General features: G+C 47.4%; 15 protein-coding genes. 8 read left to right on the forward strand and 7 right to left on the reverse strand.

Annotated elements, in window-relative coordinates; all coding sequences use genetic code 11:
• Nucleotides 1-105 precede the first annotated feature (105 nt).
• The 7 genes from MKY87_RS21825 to MKY87_RS21855 all read left to right on the forward strand — a co-directional run bounded on the left by MKY87_RS21825 (nucleotide 106) and on the right by MKY87_RS21855 (nucleotide 8,265).
• Nucleotides 106-1,446, forward strand: a complete 1,341-nt coding sequence (locus MKY87_RS21825) for an ABC transporter substrate-binding protein (RefSeq protein WP_091033985.1) — start codon at nucleotides 106-108, stop codon at nucleotides 1,444-1,446.
• Nucleotides 1,447-1,603: 157 nt separating this feature from the next.
• Nucleotides 1,604-2,494 carry a carbohydrate ABC transporter permease gene (locus MKY87_RS21830; protein ID WP_036611613.1) on the forward strand — a complete coding sequence of 297 codons (891 nt, stop codon included), beginning with the start codon at nucleotides 1,604-1,606 and terminating at the stop codon, nucleotides 2,492-2,494.
• Nucleotides 2,495-2,520: 26 nt separating this feature from the next.
• Complete coding sequence (locus MKY87_RS21835) at nucleotides 2,521-3,363, forward strand: carbohydrate ABC transporter permease (protein ID WP_036611483.1); 843 nt, start codon at nucleotides 2,521-2,523, stop codon at nucleotides 3,361-3,363.
• Between the two features lie 56 nt (nucleotides 3,364-3,419).
• On the forward strand, nucleotides 3,420-4,841 hold the full coding sequence (locus tag MKY87_RS21840; protein ID WP_340967521.1) for an arabinan endo-1,5-alpha-L-arabinosidase: 1,422 nt from the start codon (nucleotides 3,420-3,422) through the stop codon (nucleotides 4,839-4,841).
• 855 nt (nucleotides 4,842-5,696) lie between these two features.
• On the forward strand, nucleotides 5,697-6,677 hold the full coding sequence (locus tag MKY87_RS21845) for a glycoside hydrolase family 43 protein (RefSeq protein ID WP_340966169.1): 981 nt from the start codon (nucleotides 5,697-5,699) through the stop codon (nucleotides 6,675-6,677).
• Between the two features lie 195 nt (nucleotides 6,678-6,872).
• Nucleotides 6,873-7,718 (forward strand): EcsC family protein, encoded by an 846-nt coding sequence (locus tag MKY87_RS21850; protein ID WP_340966171.1) that lies wholly within the window; start codon nucleotides 6,873-6,875, stop codon nucleotides 7,716-7,718.
• A 58-nt stretch (nucleotides 7,719-7,776) separates the two neighbouring features.
• Complete coding sequence (locus MKY87_RS21855; RefSeq protein WP_340966172.1) at nucleotides 7,777-8,265, forward strand: YbaK/EbsC family protein; 489 nt, start codon at nucleotides 7,777-7,779, stop codon at nucleotides 8,263-8,265.
• A gap of 419 nt (nucleotides 8,266-8,684) precedes the next feature.
• Here the strand turns inward: MKY87_RS21855 and MKY87_RS21860 are convergent, their stop codons facing one another.
• Nucleotides 8,685-9,959, reverse strand: a complete 1,275-nt coding sequence (locus MKY87_RS21860) for an MFS transporter (protein ID WP_076319042.1) — start codon at nucleotides 9,957-9,959, stop codon at nucleotides 8,685-8,687.
• Between the two features lie 253 nt (nucleotides 9,960-10,212).
• On the opposite strand from MKY87_RS21860, the gene MKY87_RS21865 reads away from it, so the two are divergent.
• A complete protein-coding gene (locus tag MKY87_RS21865; protein WP_340966173.1) occupies nucleotides 10,213-10,425 on the forward strand; it encodes a hypothetical protein in 213 nt (70 codons plus the stop codon).
• A gap of 368 nt (nucleotides 10,426-10,793) precedes the next feature.
• Here MKY87_RS21865 and queF read toward each other — a convergent pair whose 3' ends face one another.
• From queF to MKY87_RS21895, 6 genes are all read right to left on the reverse strand, one after another.
• Entirely contained in the window at nucleotides 10,794-11,285 is a 492-nt protein-coding gene (gene queF / locus MKY87_RS21870; RefSeq protein ID WP_340966174.1) for a preQ(1) synthase, read from the reverse strand.
• A gap of 147 nt (nucleotides 11,286-11,432) precedes the next feature.
• Nucleotides 11,433-12,206, reverse strand: coding sequence for a 7-carboxy-7-deazaguanine synthase QueE (gene queE, locus MKY87_RS21875; RefSeq protein ID WP_340966176.1), 774 nt, complete (start codon nucleotides 12,204-12,206; stop codon nucleotides 11,433-11,435).
• On the reverse strand, nucleotides 12,199-12,690 hold the full coding sequence (queD, locus tag MKY87_RS21880; RefSeq protein ID WP_036611465.1) for a 6-carboxytetrahydropterin synthase QueD: 492 nt from the start codon (nucleotides 12,688-12,690) through the stop codon (nucleotides 12,199-12,201). Before queD ends, queE begins: the two co-directional genes overlap by 8 nt.
• The gene (gene queC / locus MKY87_RS21885) at nucleotides 12,687-13,367 is read right to left on the reverse strand and encodes a 7-cyano-7-deazaguanine synthase QueC (RefSeq protein ID WP_340967522.1); all 681 of its coding nucleotides are present in this window, start codon (nucleotides 13,365-13,367) and stop codon (nucleotides 12,687-12,689) included. Before queC ends, queD begins: the two co-directional genes overlap by 4 nt.
• Before the next feature lie 366 nt (nucleotides 13,368-13,733).
• Nucleotides 13,734-14,438 carry an AIM24 family protein gene (locus MKY87_RS21890; RefSeq protein ID WP_036668803.1) on the reverse strand — a complete coding sequence of 235 codons (705 nt, stop codon included), beginning with the start codon at nucleotides 14,436-14,438 and terminating at the stop codon, nucleotides 13,734-13,736.
• A gap of 18 nt (nucleotides 14,439-14,456) precedes the next feature.
• Entirely contained in the window at nucleotides 14,457-14,912 is a 456-nt protein-coding gene (locus tag MKY87_RS21895) for a hypothetical protein (RefSeq protein ID WP_036611459.1), read from the reverse strand.
• Nucleotides 14,913-15,044: the final 132 nt, after the last annotated feature.

The following is a 15,044-nucleotide window of genomic DNA, read 5'->3' on the forward strand; positions in this document are numbered from 1 at the left end:
TATAAAAGTGTTGACTAAAGTGATCTGGATTTGATAAATTTAACAACAGAAATCTTATTTCATCCAATTGAATACGGTTACAAGTCCAGATCAGGAGGGGTTCAGATGGTAAAGAAAAAGAGTTGGGTCACATTTATGCTTCTTATGCTGGTGAGTGCGCTGGTACTCGCGGGATGCGGAGGAAGCAGCGGTGCAAGTGGGGACAAGGAGTTAACGTTTATGTTCCGCGGCGGTACTGACGAGCAGAAAGCATACCAGGCGGTGGTCAAGAAATTCGAAGAAGATCATCCGGGTGTGAAAGTCAAAATTATCGTAACGGCTGCGGATCAATATGCAACCAAGCTGAGAGCGGCAATTACAGGCAACAGCTTGCCTGACGTATTTTATATCAATCCGGGTGACGTGAAAGCGTATGTGAACAGCAATGTGCTGATGAACCTCACTTCGTATATTGAAAACAATCCGGATGTGGATCTCGATAATATCTGGAAATACGGCGTGGACCTGTATCGTTATGATGGAAAAATGGCAGGACAGGGCGATATCTACGGTATGCCGAAGGATCTGGGGCCATTTGCACTGGGCTACAACAAAACGTTGTTTGAAAAAGAGGGCATCCCACTCCCTGACAAGGATAAACCATACACATGGGAAGAGTTCATCAAGGTGAACCAGCAAGCGACCAAAGATACCAATGGGGACGGTAAACCGGATGTGTACGGTACCGGATTCAACGTACAGTGGGCACTGCAATCCTTTGTATGGAGCAACGGTGGGGATTGGTTGGATGAGACCAAAACTAAGGTAACGATTGATGATCCAAAATTCGCGGAAGCACTGCAATTCTTCGCGGATATGCAAAACAAATACAAAATCACACCTTCCATTGAGGAAGCGCAAACATTGGATACGTATCAACGCTGGATGAAAGGTGAAATGGCTTTCTTCCCTGTAGGGCCATGGGATATGAGTACATTTGAGAAATTACCTTTCGATTATGATTTGCTGCCATTCCCTGCGGGATCTACTGGCAAGTCGGCAACGTGGATCGGATCTCTGGGAATCGGAGTATCGGCGAAGACAAAACATCCGGAAGAAGCAGCAGCATTGGTGAACTACCTTACGGCTTCGAAGGAAGGCATGCAGCAACTGGTAGATGCCAAGGTACAGATTCCGAACTTGCTTGATATGGCAGACGAGTGGGCCAAAGATACATCCACGAAACCAGCCAACAAACAGGAATTCATTGATATCGTTGAGGATTACGGCCGGGCTCTGCCAGGTAACTACACGTACAATGCGGAATGGTATGACCTGTTCTTCACGGACATCCAGCCGGTATTGGATGGCAAGATTACAGCCGCAGACTATGTGAAGCAGCAACAACCGAAAATGCAAAAACTGCTCGACAAAGCGGTTGAACAAGAAAAGAAATCTCAGAAATAGTAGATAGGAAAGGGTGATGCCGGCAGCCTGCAATCATGCTGCTGGCATCATTCGTATTGGAACTTATTGGATTCCATACGGGCATGTGGCATTCGTTGATCGGCAAGGTTCAATCGAAGAATGCCACATGCTGATACTAGAAACAGGGGTGAACGCCGTGATTACGAAATCGAGTTTGTATCGCAAAGAGATGCTGTACGGATATCTGTTTATTTTACCTCCGATTCTTGGATTGCTGATCTTTGTCATGTTCCCGTTCCTCTACTCCCTTTATGGTTCCTTTACGGATTGGGACGGACTGGGACAGATGAACTTTATCGGTTTGGCCAACTTCAAGGATTTGCTCACGGATGACCTCTTCTACAAAGCGATGTTTAATACATTTTTCCTGATGCTTGGTATTCCGATTGGATTGTTGCTCGCATTGTTGCTGGCGATGGGTCTGAATCGTAAAATTCCCGGCACAACGACATTCCGTGTGATCTATTACATTCCGGTCATTTCTTCCCTCGCTGCGGTGTCCATTATGTGGAACTGGGCGTACAACGGGGATTATGGTCTAGTGAACCAGTTCCTTGATCTGTTTGGGATTAAAGGTCCTAACTGGCTCGCGAACAAAGACACGGTCAAACCCGCTCTGATTATTATGACGGTGTGGAAAGGTCTCGGATACACGATGTTATTGTACTTGGCGGCACTGCAAAGTGTATCACGTACATACTACGAAGCGGCTGAGCTGGATGGAGCGAATGGGTTCCAAATCTTCCGTAACATCACCTGGCCTATGGTGAAGCCAGTCACCTTTTTCCTTATTGTTACAAATATCATTGGCGGTTCCCAGATCTTCACCGAAATGAACATTATGACGCCTACTGGTGGTCCTGAATATTCTTCGGCATCAATCGTCTTCTACATCTGGCAGAAAGCCTTCAGTAACTTGCAGATGGGTTATGCCTCAGCGATGGCCATGATTCTTGGTATTTTCATTTTTGTCATTACCCTGGTGCAATTCAAAATGAACGAAAAATCAGCCTATGATGGGGATTGATTGTCAAGGAAAGGAGTGAACCGGAGATGTCTTACAGTCAAAAGAGGAAATTAACAAACTCGATCATTTTTATCGTACTTGCGATTGGGGCAATTGCAATGATTGCACCACTGATCTGGATGTTGTCCACGTCATTGAAGGAGAAGCAAGATGTGTTCGCGCTTCCGCCTGTATGGATACCTGAAGTATTCCAATTTGGAAAGTATAAAGAAATCTGGGAAGCAGGTCCGCTGCTCAGCGGGATCAAAAACAGCCTCATCGTTGCGGTGAGTGTAACGGTGGTGGGTACGTTTACGTCCAGTATCGCAGCCTTTGCTTTTGCCAAATTAAGATTCCCACACAAAAATAAACTGTTTCTCGCGTTGCTGGCATCCATGATGATTCCTTATCCAACAGTCATGATCCCACAATTCATCATGTTTGCGAAGCTGGGCTGGGTGGATACGCTATTGCCACTGATTGTTCCTGGCCTGTTTGGTAACGTAATCATGATCTTTTTCCTGCGCCAATACCTGCTTAGTGTACCTGATGCGATTATTGAGGCGGCCAAAATCGATGGAAGTTCCTACTTCCGGCTGTACTCCAGTATTACGTTTCCACTCATCAAACCGGCGATTGCTGCACAGTTGATTCTCTGGTTCATGGGTATCTGGAACGATTATCTGGCACCGATTATCTATCTGAATTCACCGGAGAAGCAGACGTTACAGCTCGTTATCGCAAACTTTAATGCCACGTATGCAATTCAAACCGATTACCCACTTATTATGGCGGCGTCGATTGTGGCTCTGTTACCTGTATTAATCATCTTCCTGATCTTCCAGAAACAGATTATTGAGTCGGTTGCGATTTCAGGAGTGAAGGGATGAACCAGCGGAAGAAATTCCGACGGTGGACATTTTCGAAGAGAGGGGTTGTTGCTTCCATGTTGCTGATGCTGATTGTTGGAGCTACAGGTTGTTCCGGAGAAGGAGCAGGAGAAACGGTGTCCCGTCCGCTCTTCCCTGAAGCTCCTCAAGATACTTCGTTGTATGACACTTCCATTTTGGAAGATGAATCACGCTGGACGGTGAACAATGCGCATGATCCGGCCATTATCAAAACAGATCAGGGATACTACGTCTATTCCACAGACGTTCGTGTAGCAGGAGAAGCGAAACCAGGCGTCATGGTACGCAAATCGGATGATCTGATCCACTGGACATGGGTAGGTCAGGCTCTGCCCGGCATTCCGCAAGAAGCGCTGGATTGGACAGGTGCGGTCAATCTGTGGGCACCGGATGTGATTCAGGCTGGTGATACCTATCGGATGTATTATTCGGCTTCTTCTTTTGGCAGTACCCAGTCGGCTATTGGTCTTCAGACATCCTCATCTCCCGAAGGTCCTTGGACAGATGAAGGACTGGTTGTGAAAACCTCTGCGAATGAACAAGACAAATTAAATGCCATTGATGCCAATCCCATTGTGGATGCTGAGGGCAATTCGTGGATGGTATATGGTTCATTCTTTGACGGCATCTACATTGCGCCACTTGATCCCGACACCGGGAAATTCAAGGACGAGGGTTATGGTACTCGTATTGCTGCTCGGGATCGTGCAACTGAAGAGGGTGCAGTGGAAGGTCCATACATTGTGTATAACCCGGAGTTCAAAAAATATTATCTGTTCGTCTCATATGATTCCTTATTCGAGGACTATAACGTGCGGGTTGCGCGTGCTGATTCAATCACAGGACCGTACACGGACATAAACGGCAATAACATGCTGGATACAGAGTATCTGCCGCAATATGAGATCGGCACCAAAATTCTCGGGGGGTATCGCTTCACGGAAGGCGAGGGCTGGGTTGCGCCCGGACATAACTCTGTGTTGAAGGACGGAAGCGATTATTACATCGTGCATCATGCACGGGGTGAGACGGATAAAAACTGGCCATATCTGCATGTACGTAAAATGTTATGGACCAAGGACGGCTGGCCTGTGGTTTCACCTGAACGGTACGCTGGTGAGACAGCACAGGACATTCCGAAGTCCATGATTGCCGGGGAGTGGGAAGGCATGGCGCTTGATCCGTCCGTAGACGGGCAGATTCAGGCCGTGCCTTATACCCTAACGGACAAAGGAAAAATCCAAAGCGAAAAAGGTTCAGGAACCTGGACGTTTGATGACAAACAAACACTGACGTTGAAGTGGAAAGAAAGCCCATGGGGCGGAGCTTCCACGGAAGAGCTGCAACTGCTGCCGTCCTGGGACTGGGAGCGAAGCCAACCTGCGCTGGTGGTGACAGGTCTCAATGACCGCGGCATCGCGGTCTGGGGCAAGCAGATCAGCGCAGCCGAGGAGTAAGGTTCGACCAGCGAGCAGTAAAAGAGCGAGCGTCCGCTCCGAAGGTGCACAAGCAGTGAGGGGGAGGGAGGAGCCGCAGGAGCGAGTTTGGCATCCGATTTCAACCGCAGAGAGCGGTGATAAAAAGAAATCGGAGGACAAGAGAGCACCAAGGTCCTACCGCCACGGAACGTCTGCTGTGCATGGCAAAGCTGGCCAATAGCTCTGCGGCTAGCCCTGCATTACATGGGGAGAGTCGACTGTGCGAAGCGGTCAACCCCATAAGGCCGAGCCAACAAAAAGGCTCGGAGTGAGGTTGTAACCCAGCGGGCGCGGTAAGAGCGAGTTGCCGCTCCGATGGTGCACAAGCAGAGAGGGGGAGGAAGGAGCCGCAGGAGTGAGTTTGGCATCCGATTTCAACCGCCAGGAGTGGTGGAAAAAGAAATCGGAGGACAAGAGAGCACCAAGGCCCTGCCACCCCCGAACGTCCGCTGTGCACGACAAAGCTGGCCTATAGCTCTGCGGCCAGCCAAGCATTACATGGGGAGAGTTGACCGTGCGAAGCGGTCAACCCCATAAGACCGAGCCAACAAAAGGCTCGAAGTGAGGTTGTAACCCAGCGAGCGCGGTGAGAGCGAGCTGCTGCGCCAAGGTGCACAAGCAGAGAGGGGGAGGAAGGAGCCGCAGGAGCGAGTTTGGCATCCGATTTCAACCGCCAGGAGCGGTAGGAAAAGAAATCGGAGGACAAGAGAGCACCAAGGCCCTACCGCCCCCGAACGTCTGCTGTGCACAACCCAAAAAGGTTTTCGTTTTTTGCGCAATTGGGTTACATCCCCAAACTTCGAGCCAAACAACATTTGAAAGGGGAGCATTCCCATGACTGATTCTATTACATTTACTAATCCCATTCTGGAGCAGCGCGCTGATCCGTGGGTGTACCGTCATACGGACGGTTACTATTACTTCTCCGCTTCCGTACCCGCCTTTGACCGGATTGAGATCCGGCGAGCAGAGACTTTGGAAGAGTTAAGAGATGCCAAGCCAGTAACGGCTTGGACGAAGCGTGACACAGGGCCAATGAGTGCCAACATCTGGGCACCGGAGATTCATTTTATTGATGGCAAATGGTACATACATTACGCTGCGGCTCACACCAGTGAGACCAACGAAGGACTGTTCGATCACCGGATGTATGTTCTGGAGAACGATTCCGCGAATCCACTCGAAGGAGAGTGGGTTGAAAAGGGACAGATACACACAAGATGGGAATCATTCGCACTGGATGCAACGACCTTTGAACATAAGGGTATCCGCTATCTGGTCTGGGCACAAAAAGATCCGGATATTGTGGGCAATTCGAACCTGTACATTGCCGAAATGGAAAACCCTTGGACGCTACGCGGCGAACAGGTCATGATCTCTACGCCTGAGTACGATTGGGAAATCATCGGCTTTAAGGTGAATGAAGGCCCGGCTGTGATGCATCGTAATGGAAGGTTATTCATTGGATACTCGGCGAGCGCGACCGATTACAATTATTGTATGGGTCTGCTCACCGCAGATGAAAATGCCGACTTGCTTGATCCAGCCAGCTGGGTGAAATCACCCGAGCCGGTATTCCAGACTTGTGAAGCGAACGGTCAATACGGTCCGGGCCATAACAGCTTTACGGTGTCACCGGATGGAAAGACCGATATTCTGATTTATCATGCCCGTAATTACAAAGACATCGAGGGTGATCCTTTGTATGATCCGAACCGTCACGCCCGTGCTCAAGTGATTCGTTGGCGTGAAGATGGCACACCTGATTTCGGTGTTCCGGCACCGGATGGCAGCGCAGTAGCGGAAGCAAAATAAGAGATCGTTTAACCTTTCATACGAGAGTCCTTAGTTAGCGAGTGATGCTGATTAAGGGCTCTTCTGTATGTGAACGATAAGATAGAGTGGCCTGAACATATGTGTCCTGGACACAAAACAAAGCAACCACAACGATGATTTCTGCGTATGAGAAAGATACAGATTACGATGCAGAACCTATTAGGAGGATCACATATGGATTCACGCGAGGTGTTGGATAAGGAACTTGAACAGATTTTGAAATGGGAAAAACAACAGAAGGACTTGTTTATATGGGATAAAATCGGGCGTTTGCCCTTTGCGATGTTGGATAGAGTGATGCCTAAAGCGCTGAAACAGAAGATTGGAGATTCCCTGAACGACGTGGGTCAGTATGTACAGCATGGGGGCAAGTTCCTCGTACAGAAGAAAAAAGTAGCCAAGCTGCTGCAAGAGGAAGCAGAGAAGTCCGGTTATTCCATGATGGACACGACCTATCGTCTGGAGCAGGAAGCTGAAGCGGAGGGAACAGCGAAAATTCATAGTGTGGAGAATCTGCCACTTCAGGTGCTGGACCAGGTTGCTGATAACATTACCGAGAGTCGAACCAAGTTTGCTGCGGCTCAGGGAGCAGCTACAGGTTTTGGTGGCATTGTAACCATTGCAGCAGATATTCCGATGGTAATGGGGCTTTCTCTGAAGGTGCTGCAGGAGATGGCACTATGTTACGGCTATGATCCCGATGAACCGCTGGAACGTATATTTATTGTCAAATGTCTGCAATTCTCTTCCGCTGATATTGTAGGCAAGAAAGCGATTATTGAAGAACTGGCAGCATACGACGATCCGGACAAGCCCATTGAAGTGGTATCGCAGATGCAGGGCTGGCGGGAAGTTTTTAACTCCTACAGTGAATCCTTTGGTTGGAAGAAACTGTTCCAACTCGTGCCTATTGCCGGCATGGTCTTTGGTTCAGTGAGCAACAAAAATACAATTCGAGATGTAGCCGAAGCAGGTAAAATGCTGTACAAAAAACGGCTGATCCTTCAGCGTTTGAAATAAGGTTACAGAATAAGTAGTATTATAAAAGAATATTTATATTGAAAGAGATGAATTTGTTATGTTAAACAAACAGGGTTTCTATGATCTTTTAGATCGAAATAATATCGTTTACGAAAGTATTGAACATCCCGCAGTATACACGATGGAGGAAATATTCTCTTATCAGATTCCACATACAGAACGTATCGTTAAAAATCTGTTTCTGCGTGATGATAAGAAGCGCAACTATTATCTGGTGACGATTGCTGGAACGAAGTCCGTTGATTTGAGAAGTTTAAGCGAAAAGATACCTAGCCGCAAATTAAGTTTTGCCAGTGAAAAGGATTTGTTGGAGTTACTCGGATTGGAAAAAGGGCACGTGAACCCTATGGGAGTGTTTAATAACATACAGAAAAACGTGACCGTAGTTTTTGACAAGGATCTAGTTCGTCAGAAAATCGGAATTCATCCGATGGAAAATACGGCAACGGTATTCCTTGAATTTGAAGATGTGAAGGAACTAATTACAGCTCAAGGTAGCAACGTTGTCATGTGTGACGTGGAATAAACGGTTGAAGCTAAATACGAGAACAACCAATACAAAAAAGGGTTCCTGCCAGTCTGTGAATACAGAGTTGGCAAGAACCCTTTTGTTTTGGTTCAAACATTTTATTCACTGTAAATGCAGGTGACTAAAGTGAAATCTAACGAACTCAGCAGACGTTATTCGGCGATATTTCACTAATCCCGATTTCTAAAGAATCTCAGACACGTTTTTTCTGCATTTCACACGCACATTCCAAGGTTGTCGGCCTTTTTCTCGGGAATAGCGTTGCTCAGATTCTTTAGATTGCGAAACCGGCAGTATTCGTTCAAATAAAAGCTTTCAGGTTCGTTAGCGCAAGATAACGTCTTATAAGGGCGATGCTGCCACGTAAGGATTGGATCTAATATAGAATAAAAAATGGACACCTGTTGATGTATTTTTTACTCTTCACTACCGTTTTCTTTTGCCCAGATATTCAGCAATTTATCGGATGGAAGCAGGAACGTGAAGATCCCGAGCAATGGCAGGAAGCTGCACATCTGCATCACGGGTGATACACCGAAGACATCAATCCAGTTGCCCAGCACGAGTGCACCCAGACCTCCCATACCAAATGCAAGACCAGTAATTAGACCGGAAACCGTTCCGATTTTGCCTGGAATCAGCATTTGTGCATATACAACCGTAACCGAGAAGCTGGATAACATGATAAAACCAATAATGGTTAGCAGTACGCCTGTCCAGAACAGATTCGCATAGGGCAGCAACAGCGCCAGCGGAGCAGCTCCAGCCATGGACAGGAAGATCAGATTACGTTTGCCAAATCGATCCGCCAGTGGGCCTCCGAAGAACGTACCAAGTGCTCCGGCAGCAAGGAACAAGAAGATATAGATCTGCGCGTCCTCTGTGGACAATCCAAAGGTATCTTTCAGATTAAACGCATAGAAGCTGCCAATGGAAGCGATATACCAGGAACGAACAAAGACAAGCAAGATCAATAGCGTAATGGCGGCAGTAATCTTTTTGCGCAAAGCAGGATTGGGTGCACGACGGGCAGCAGCCTGTCTACGCAGATATCCTCCCGATTGCAGCATGCGTCCATACCAACGGGCTATGTAGATTTGAACTGCAATTCCCATGGCAGCAATGCCTGTAAATCCAATGGCACCGAACAGTCCAAACGGGATAAAGATCCAGCGTGTGAGCAATGGGGCAAGGGATTGTCCGGCGTTACCACCGACCTGGAAGATGGACTGTGCCAGTCCACGGCGTTGACCGGCAGCCATGTGTGATACACGCGAACCTTCTGGATGGAAAGCAGCGGAACCCAGACCAACAAAGATAACGGAAATCAGGACAGCCATATAACTGTCAGCGAAGGCCAACAGCAACATGCCGGTAAATGTAAAACCCATGCCTATAGGTAGAATGGATGGCGTCGGTTTTTTATCAGCAAACCAGCCTACGACAGGCTGCATAATGGATGCGGTAAAGTTGATAGCAAATGAGATCCATCCGATCTGAGTATACGTGAGATGCATAGAGTCTTTCAGAATCGGAAAAATGGCGGGAATGACCGACTGGATCGAATCATTGAACAGATGAACCAGGCTTATTGCAATGAGTATCCGGTATACGGTGCTTTGGGCATCCAATCCGGGTGGGTTTTTCGAACGCGCTGTGGCGTCCTTGGTTAATGAGGTTTGTGTAGACATGTACAATTCTCCTTTGGTCGCGGTCACGAGGGATCAGCGCCTGATGTTGTATTATATGCGTGTAAGCATATTGTTACATAATAGGATAGATTGATTGGACCGACAAGGGGAACAAAGGAAAACGTTGATGAATTCAACTCTATTTCTGAGGTGTTTATTTATAGCATTACATTTACAAAAGAAACGTATTACTTTAGCATCTAATGTAAGAAAATCCATATTTGTGTGTAAAAAGGATAGAGGAGGGATGGATATGAAATCCTTATCACCTTATGAATCCGCCAAACGCGAGCTGGTAATGACCATTTTATATATGGCTGTCATAACGTTTCAGGCTATCTATGTTGCACCGAAATCTCTATCTGCTGCTATCGTCATCTTTATCATTTTTCAGTCAATTGGTGTGCTTATGTTGAGACATTACATTAAAAAAGTCAAAGAACTAAAGGAAGATCAATCTACTTGAAAGTGACTCCAAGCTTAGGATTGATACACGGAGGTTCTACAGGTTTATACTAAAAAGCCGAACTTTTTAAGCTATATAAGCTGAATTAATCATTTACACGATAACGGAGAGGACAGAAAAAACCTGAAAAAGCGAAGCGTTTGCCTAAAAGCTTTCTGAAAGAAAGCTGCATCGGAAGCATACGCCATCCCCGGATTTTCCCCTTTAGAAAAGGGAATGGAAAAAAATCTGGGGATAACAGCGATTGGAAGGTTGTTCTGTCATCGTAGTGTCAGTGTAAATAATCTTTAGTTCAACTTATATAGCAGAGTTCGGCTTTTGGCATTCTTTGATTCTATTTTATATACAGGATGTTTGAACCTGACGAATTAACGATTATCAATTGTCTCCGGATACATATCATGATTCATCATACGGTGCTCAGCCATTTGCTCATACTTCGTTCCTGGCTTACCATAGTTCGTGTAAGGGTCAATGGAAATGCCGCCGCGCGGTGTGAATTTGCCCCATACTTCGATGTAGCGTGGGTCCATCAGCTTGATCAGGTCGTTCATGATGATATTCACACAATCCTCGTGGAAATCACCATGGTTACGGAAGCTAAACAGGTACAGCTTGAGTGATTTACTCTCGACCATTTTGATATCAGGAATGTAACTGATATAGATCGTCGCAAAGTCCGGCTGACCCGTAATCGGGCACAGGCTGGTGAACTCCGGGCAGTTAAATTTTACAAAATAATCGCGGTACGGATGTTTGTTATCAAAATTCTCAAGAATGCCGGGATCATATTCAAACGTATATTTTACGTTCTGGTTGCCCAGCAACGTCACATCTTGCATCTCATCAGGTTGTCTCATCGGTTCGTAAACGCTCCTTGTTTCCGTCAAAGCCGAAGCCTCGCAGTATATTTGAATAGGCGATTTCGCCTGTTTAATTCTTTTGTTTTCTGAGGACATTGCGTCCTCATCCTTACATTATGCTACCCATTCCACCAGTTCTGCCCATCACACGCCGCGTTTGTTGCCCCATACCAACGTATGAAGCTGTGGAAGCACACGAACATCATTCAGGTCATCGGAGGCACTGACTTGGTCGATCAGCCACTCATAACGAGCAAGCAGTGAGGACGCCAGATCTGGCGTATCGGCGGAAGTCACATCCGGGTTCCCGGTTTGTAAAAATAGATCCGTGCCCGGATACCGTACATGCACACGACGGGCATAGTCCAGGTCTGTCTCATCGAAGATCACGATCTTCAGACTATGACTTCGTTTTACCGGGCCAGCGGCCAGCCGTCCGATTAGATCATCCAGCACGGCCCAATCGGTGTCCATGCCGGAGCTGGGTGGCTTGGGCGAGACAGTGACTTCGTCAATGTCCGCCAGCCAAGGCTGCCAGCGAGAGCCCTGCGTCTCCACCGCGGTGCGGATGCCGTTCTCCCGCAGCAGGGCAACCAATCCGCCCAGCGAAGCGAGCAGGGCGGGATTACCGCCGGAGATGGTGACATGGGAGAAACGGGTGCCGCCAACGCGGCGCAATTCTTCCCATACATCCTCTGGCGTAATCATCCGAATCTGGTCCTTGCCACTGCCGTCCCAGGTAAAGGCCGAGTCGCACCAGGAGCAGCGATAATCGCAGCCCGCGGTGCGAACAAACATCGTTTTTTGCCCGATGACCATGCCTTCGCCTTGAACCGTTGGACCAAAAATCTCCATCACGGGAATACGGGCCTCTTTGCGAGTTCCCGTCTCATTCACCTGCTGTATCACACTACTCATCGATCATCCACTCCCGTCTCGCTTCCGCGTAACTGGTTGGTGTCTCGAAGAGTCGGACAAACTCCGTCCGACCACCATCGGTCAGCCCGGCATAGGGTTCTGTCTGGAGCGCATGTTCCATCTGTTCGAACAGCCAAACGACCATATTTTCAGCCGTTGTATTCATTAAAGGAAGTGTCTCGTTAAGGTACTGATGATCCAGATATCCCTCAATCTGAGTTTTCCATATATCTTTGATATGTCCAAAATCAACCGTCAGTCCGGTTTCACCCGGATAACCGCTGATCCCAAAAATAACTTTATACGTATGACCGTGCAGGTTCTTGCACTTGCCTTCATAACAATGCAGGTGATGTGCTGCGTCAAAGGTAAATTCTTTGCTTACAAGCACACGTTTGCGGTGATAGCGCAGCTGGGTGGGTAGAATATCTTCTCCGATGCGTTGCAGATGCTCTACAATACGGAATGTTCCAGGTTCTCTCATCGTACATCCACTCCCGCCGGTTCAGCAGCAGAACGTTGCTGTACATAGCGATCCAGTCCGGCTTTGCGCAGTTTGCAAGCAGGGCATTCTCCGCATCCATCGCCGATCACGCCGTTGTAACAGGTCAGGGTACGCTCGCGTACATAATCAAAGGCACCGAGATCATCGGCCATCTTCCACGTTTGGGCTTTGTCCAGCCACATGAGCGGGGTATGAATGACAAATGGATAGTCCATCGACAGGTTAAGCGTCACATTCATCGATTTCACAAATGAATCCCGGCAATCCGGGTATCCGCTGAAATCCGTCTCGCATACACCTGTAACCAGGTGACGTGCTCCTTTTTGCTTTGCCATAATGGCCGCAAAACTGAGGAACAGCAGATTCCGTCCATCCACAAATGTACTCGGCAGTTCGCCTTCTTCATGCGTAATCTCGACATCCGTGCGAGTGAGCGCATTGGGGGCAAGCTGATTTAACAGGCTCATATCGAGCACCGTTTGCTGTACACCCAGATCACGAGCAATCTCGGCTGCACATTCAATCTCCTGCTTGTGGCGCTGACCGTAATCAAACGTAACTACCTCGACTTCGGCAAACTGTTGTTTGGCCCAGAACAGACACGTGGTGCTATCCTGACCACCGCTGAATACAACGACTGCTTTTTCTTCGTTCAACATAAAAAAACCTCTCTATCTTCTTGAGATCAAACCATGCACGTAGGCATAGAGTGTCGGAAGAACAGAGAAGTTCATGAACTGGCATCCATCAAAAAACACACCTTCTCGATAACCGCTTCAAAAAAGCAGGTAAGAGTAAGTGTCCTTAGTTTTTTACGTACATTCCGTTAAGTAACGTGTACGCAAGACTTATACTGACCATCACATGGTCAAGTCTTATAGAGGGAGTTCGCGAACCTCTCCCATGCCACAGGCATGGATTTTCTTCTTCAATTGTCTGAACTATTATAACATGAAACCGCGTGGTGACCACCCCACTGGAGCATAGTGGCAACTAGTCGGTCTGTTTCATCAACTAACAGCTTATTTGATCAATACATTGCCAAAAGGAATCACTTCTTTCAAAATTCGTTTGAACAGTCCCTCATCGTTAAGATCCTGTTCCAAGCGGTGATTCTCACGTCCAGCCTGAAAGAGTACAGATCCATGTCCTGTCATCTTCCAATGATAATTCATATGCTGACTGGCAAGGTTGTTACCATATACGGTGAGTTCCAAATGTGCATTTTCGGGATAGGCAATAATGCTGCCAGCATCCACATAGAGCGGCGCTGTTGGGTGAAGCTCCTGTTGGCAGACCTGGCCTTGAGTGAGCAATCCGATTTTGCCTTTGCCGGAAAATTTCATTTTCACTGCATCACGGGTGATCAGCATGTTTTTGATTTTCTGAATTTTGGTATGCATGGTTACACCATCAGAGTAGAAGAACAGGTGGCGGAAGTCATAGAGCAGATCACTGTCCTCCGTGAGCTCCACTTCCTTCATCGTGAATCCGGGAGGCAGGGCAGCCACAAATTGGCAAGGTCCGGTGATTTCGGATTTAATCAGCTTTTTTTTGCGATATATGCCCGTAATATTCATGAATTTATCATTGCGACTCCCACTTGGACCGCGGAAGGCCACAATTTGCTGCGGATGCAAAATATGAAGGCGGTCATCTTTAATCAGTGAAAATGTGACAACTTGTCCAGCTCCGCCTGCTTCAGCATTGTTCAGGTGTATGTTCATGCAGTTGCTCCTGTTCTTTTATACTCGGCCGGAACGGCGACGCATTCCCCAGCGCATCACACGAATCAGAACAAAGTAACCCAATATGAGAGAAACGACAGTGATGATCGTCGTCTGAATTCGTTTGGTGGTAGCTGCTTTGGCATTCTGGTCGTCCTGTAATTTACTTACCATTTCAGTGAGTTTCTGGTTCTGAGCCAGCAGTTGTTCGTTCTGGGTCTTAAATGCTTCGACATTGGCCTGGGCTTGTCCCAACTGAGCAGACGTTTGATTTAATTGCTCCATCGTTTGTTTATAACTTTCCTGCAGAGCATTCACTTCTCCGGGCAGTTCGGAGACTCGCTCCCATCCGCTGTATATATCCGTAAAAATATTGGCACTGGCTGCACTTACTGTCGAAGCGATCGAAACGGTAAATAGAATGCATGTGGTGAATAACACCCGAATGAAATAACCCTGAATGGATTTTGGCATCGTTAACACCTCTTTCTTCGGTTAGATAGATCCATCGCCGAATTCGTCGTCTATTGTTGAAATACGGCTCTTACATTATACGTCAAAACCGGGACGATGGGTTCAAGATGATATCGTTTTATTACCCGAAAT

This window comes from Paenibacillus sp. FSL R7-0198 (assembly GCF_038000415.1).
Lineage (GTDB): Bacteria > Bacillota > Bacilli > Paenibacillales > Paenibacillaceae > Paenibacillus.

Excerpts from the sequence above, each read along its gene's own strand:
- queE (WP_340966176.1), bottom strand. The coding sequence starts at position 12,206 with ATGAGTAGTGTGATACAGCAGGTGAATGAGACGGGAACTCGCAAAGAG.
- MKY87_RS21845 (WP_340966169.1), top strand. The coding sequence starts at position 5,697 with ATGACTGATTCTATTACATTTACTAATCCCATTCTGGAGCAGCGCGCT.
- queF (WP_340966174.1), bottom strand. The coding sequence starts at position 11,285 with ATGAGACAACCTGATGAGATGCAAGATGTGACGTTGCTGGGCAACCAG.
- MKY87_RS21895 (WP_036611459.1), bottom strand. The coding sequence starts at position 14,912 with ATGCCAAAATCCATTCAGGGTTATTTCATTCGGGTGTTATTCACCACA.
- MKY87_RS21855 (WP_340966172.1), top strand. The coding sequence starts at position 7,777 with ATGTTAAACAAACAGGGTTTCTATGATCTTTTAGATCGAAATAATATC.
- MKY87_RS21860 (WP_076319042.1), bottom strand. The coding sequence starts at position 9,959 with ATGTCTACACAAACCTCATTAACCAAGGACGCCACAGCGCGTTCGAAA.
- MKY87_RS21890 (WP_036668803.1), bottom strand. The coding sequence starts at position 14,438 with ATGAACATACACCTGAACAATGCTGAAGCAGGCGGAGCTGGACAAGTT.
- MKY87_RS21835 (WP_036611483.1), top strand. The coding sequence starts at position 2,521 with ATGTCTTACAGTCAAAAGAGGAAATTAACAAACTCGATCATTTTTATC.
- MKY87_RS21865 (WP_340966173.1), top strand. The coding sequence starts at position 10,213 with ATGAAATCCTTATCACCTTATGAATCCGCCAAACGCGAGCTGGTAATG.
- MKY87_RS21850 (WP_340966171.1), top strand. The coding sequence starts at position 6,873 with ATGGATTCACGCGAGGTGTTGGATAAGGAACTTGAACAGATTTTGAAA.
- queD (WP_036611465.1), bottom strand. The coding sequence starts at position 12,690 with ATGAGAGAACCTGGAACATTCCGTATTGTAGAGCATCTGCAACGCATC.
- MKY87_RS21825 (WP_091033985.1), top strand. The coding sequence starts at position 106 with ATGGTAAAGAAAAAGAGTTGGGTCACATTTATGCTTCTTATGCTGGTG.
- MKY87_RS21840 (WP_340967521.1), top strand. The coding sequence starts at position 3,420 with ATGTTGCTGATGCTGATTGTTGGAGCTACAGGTTGTTCCGGAGAAGGA.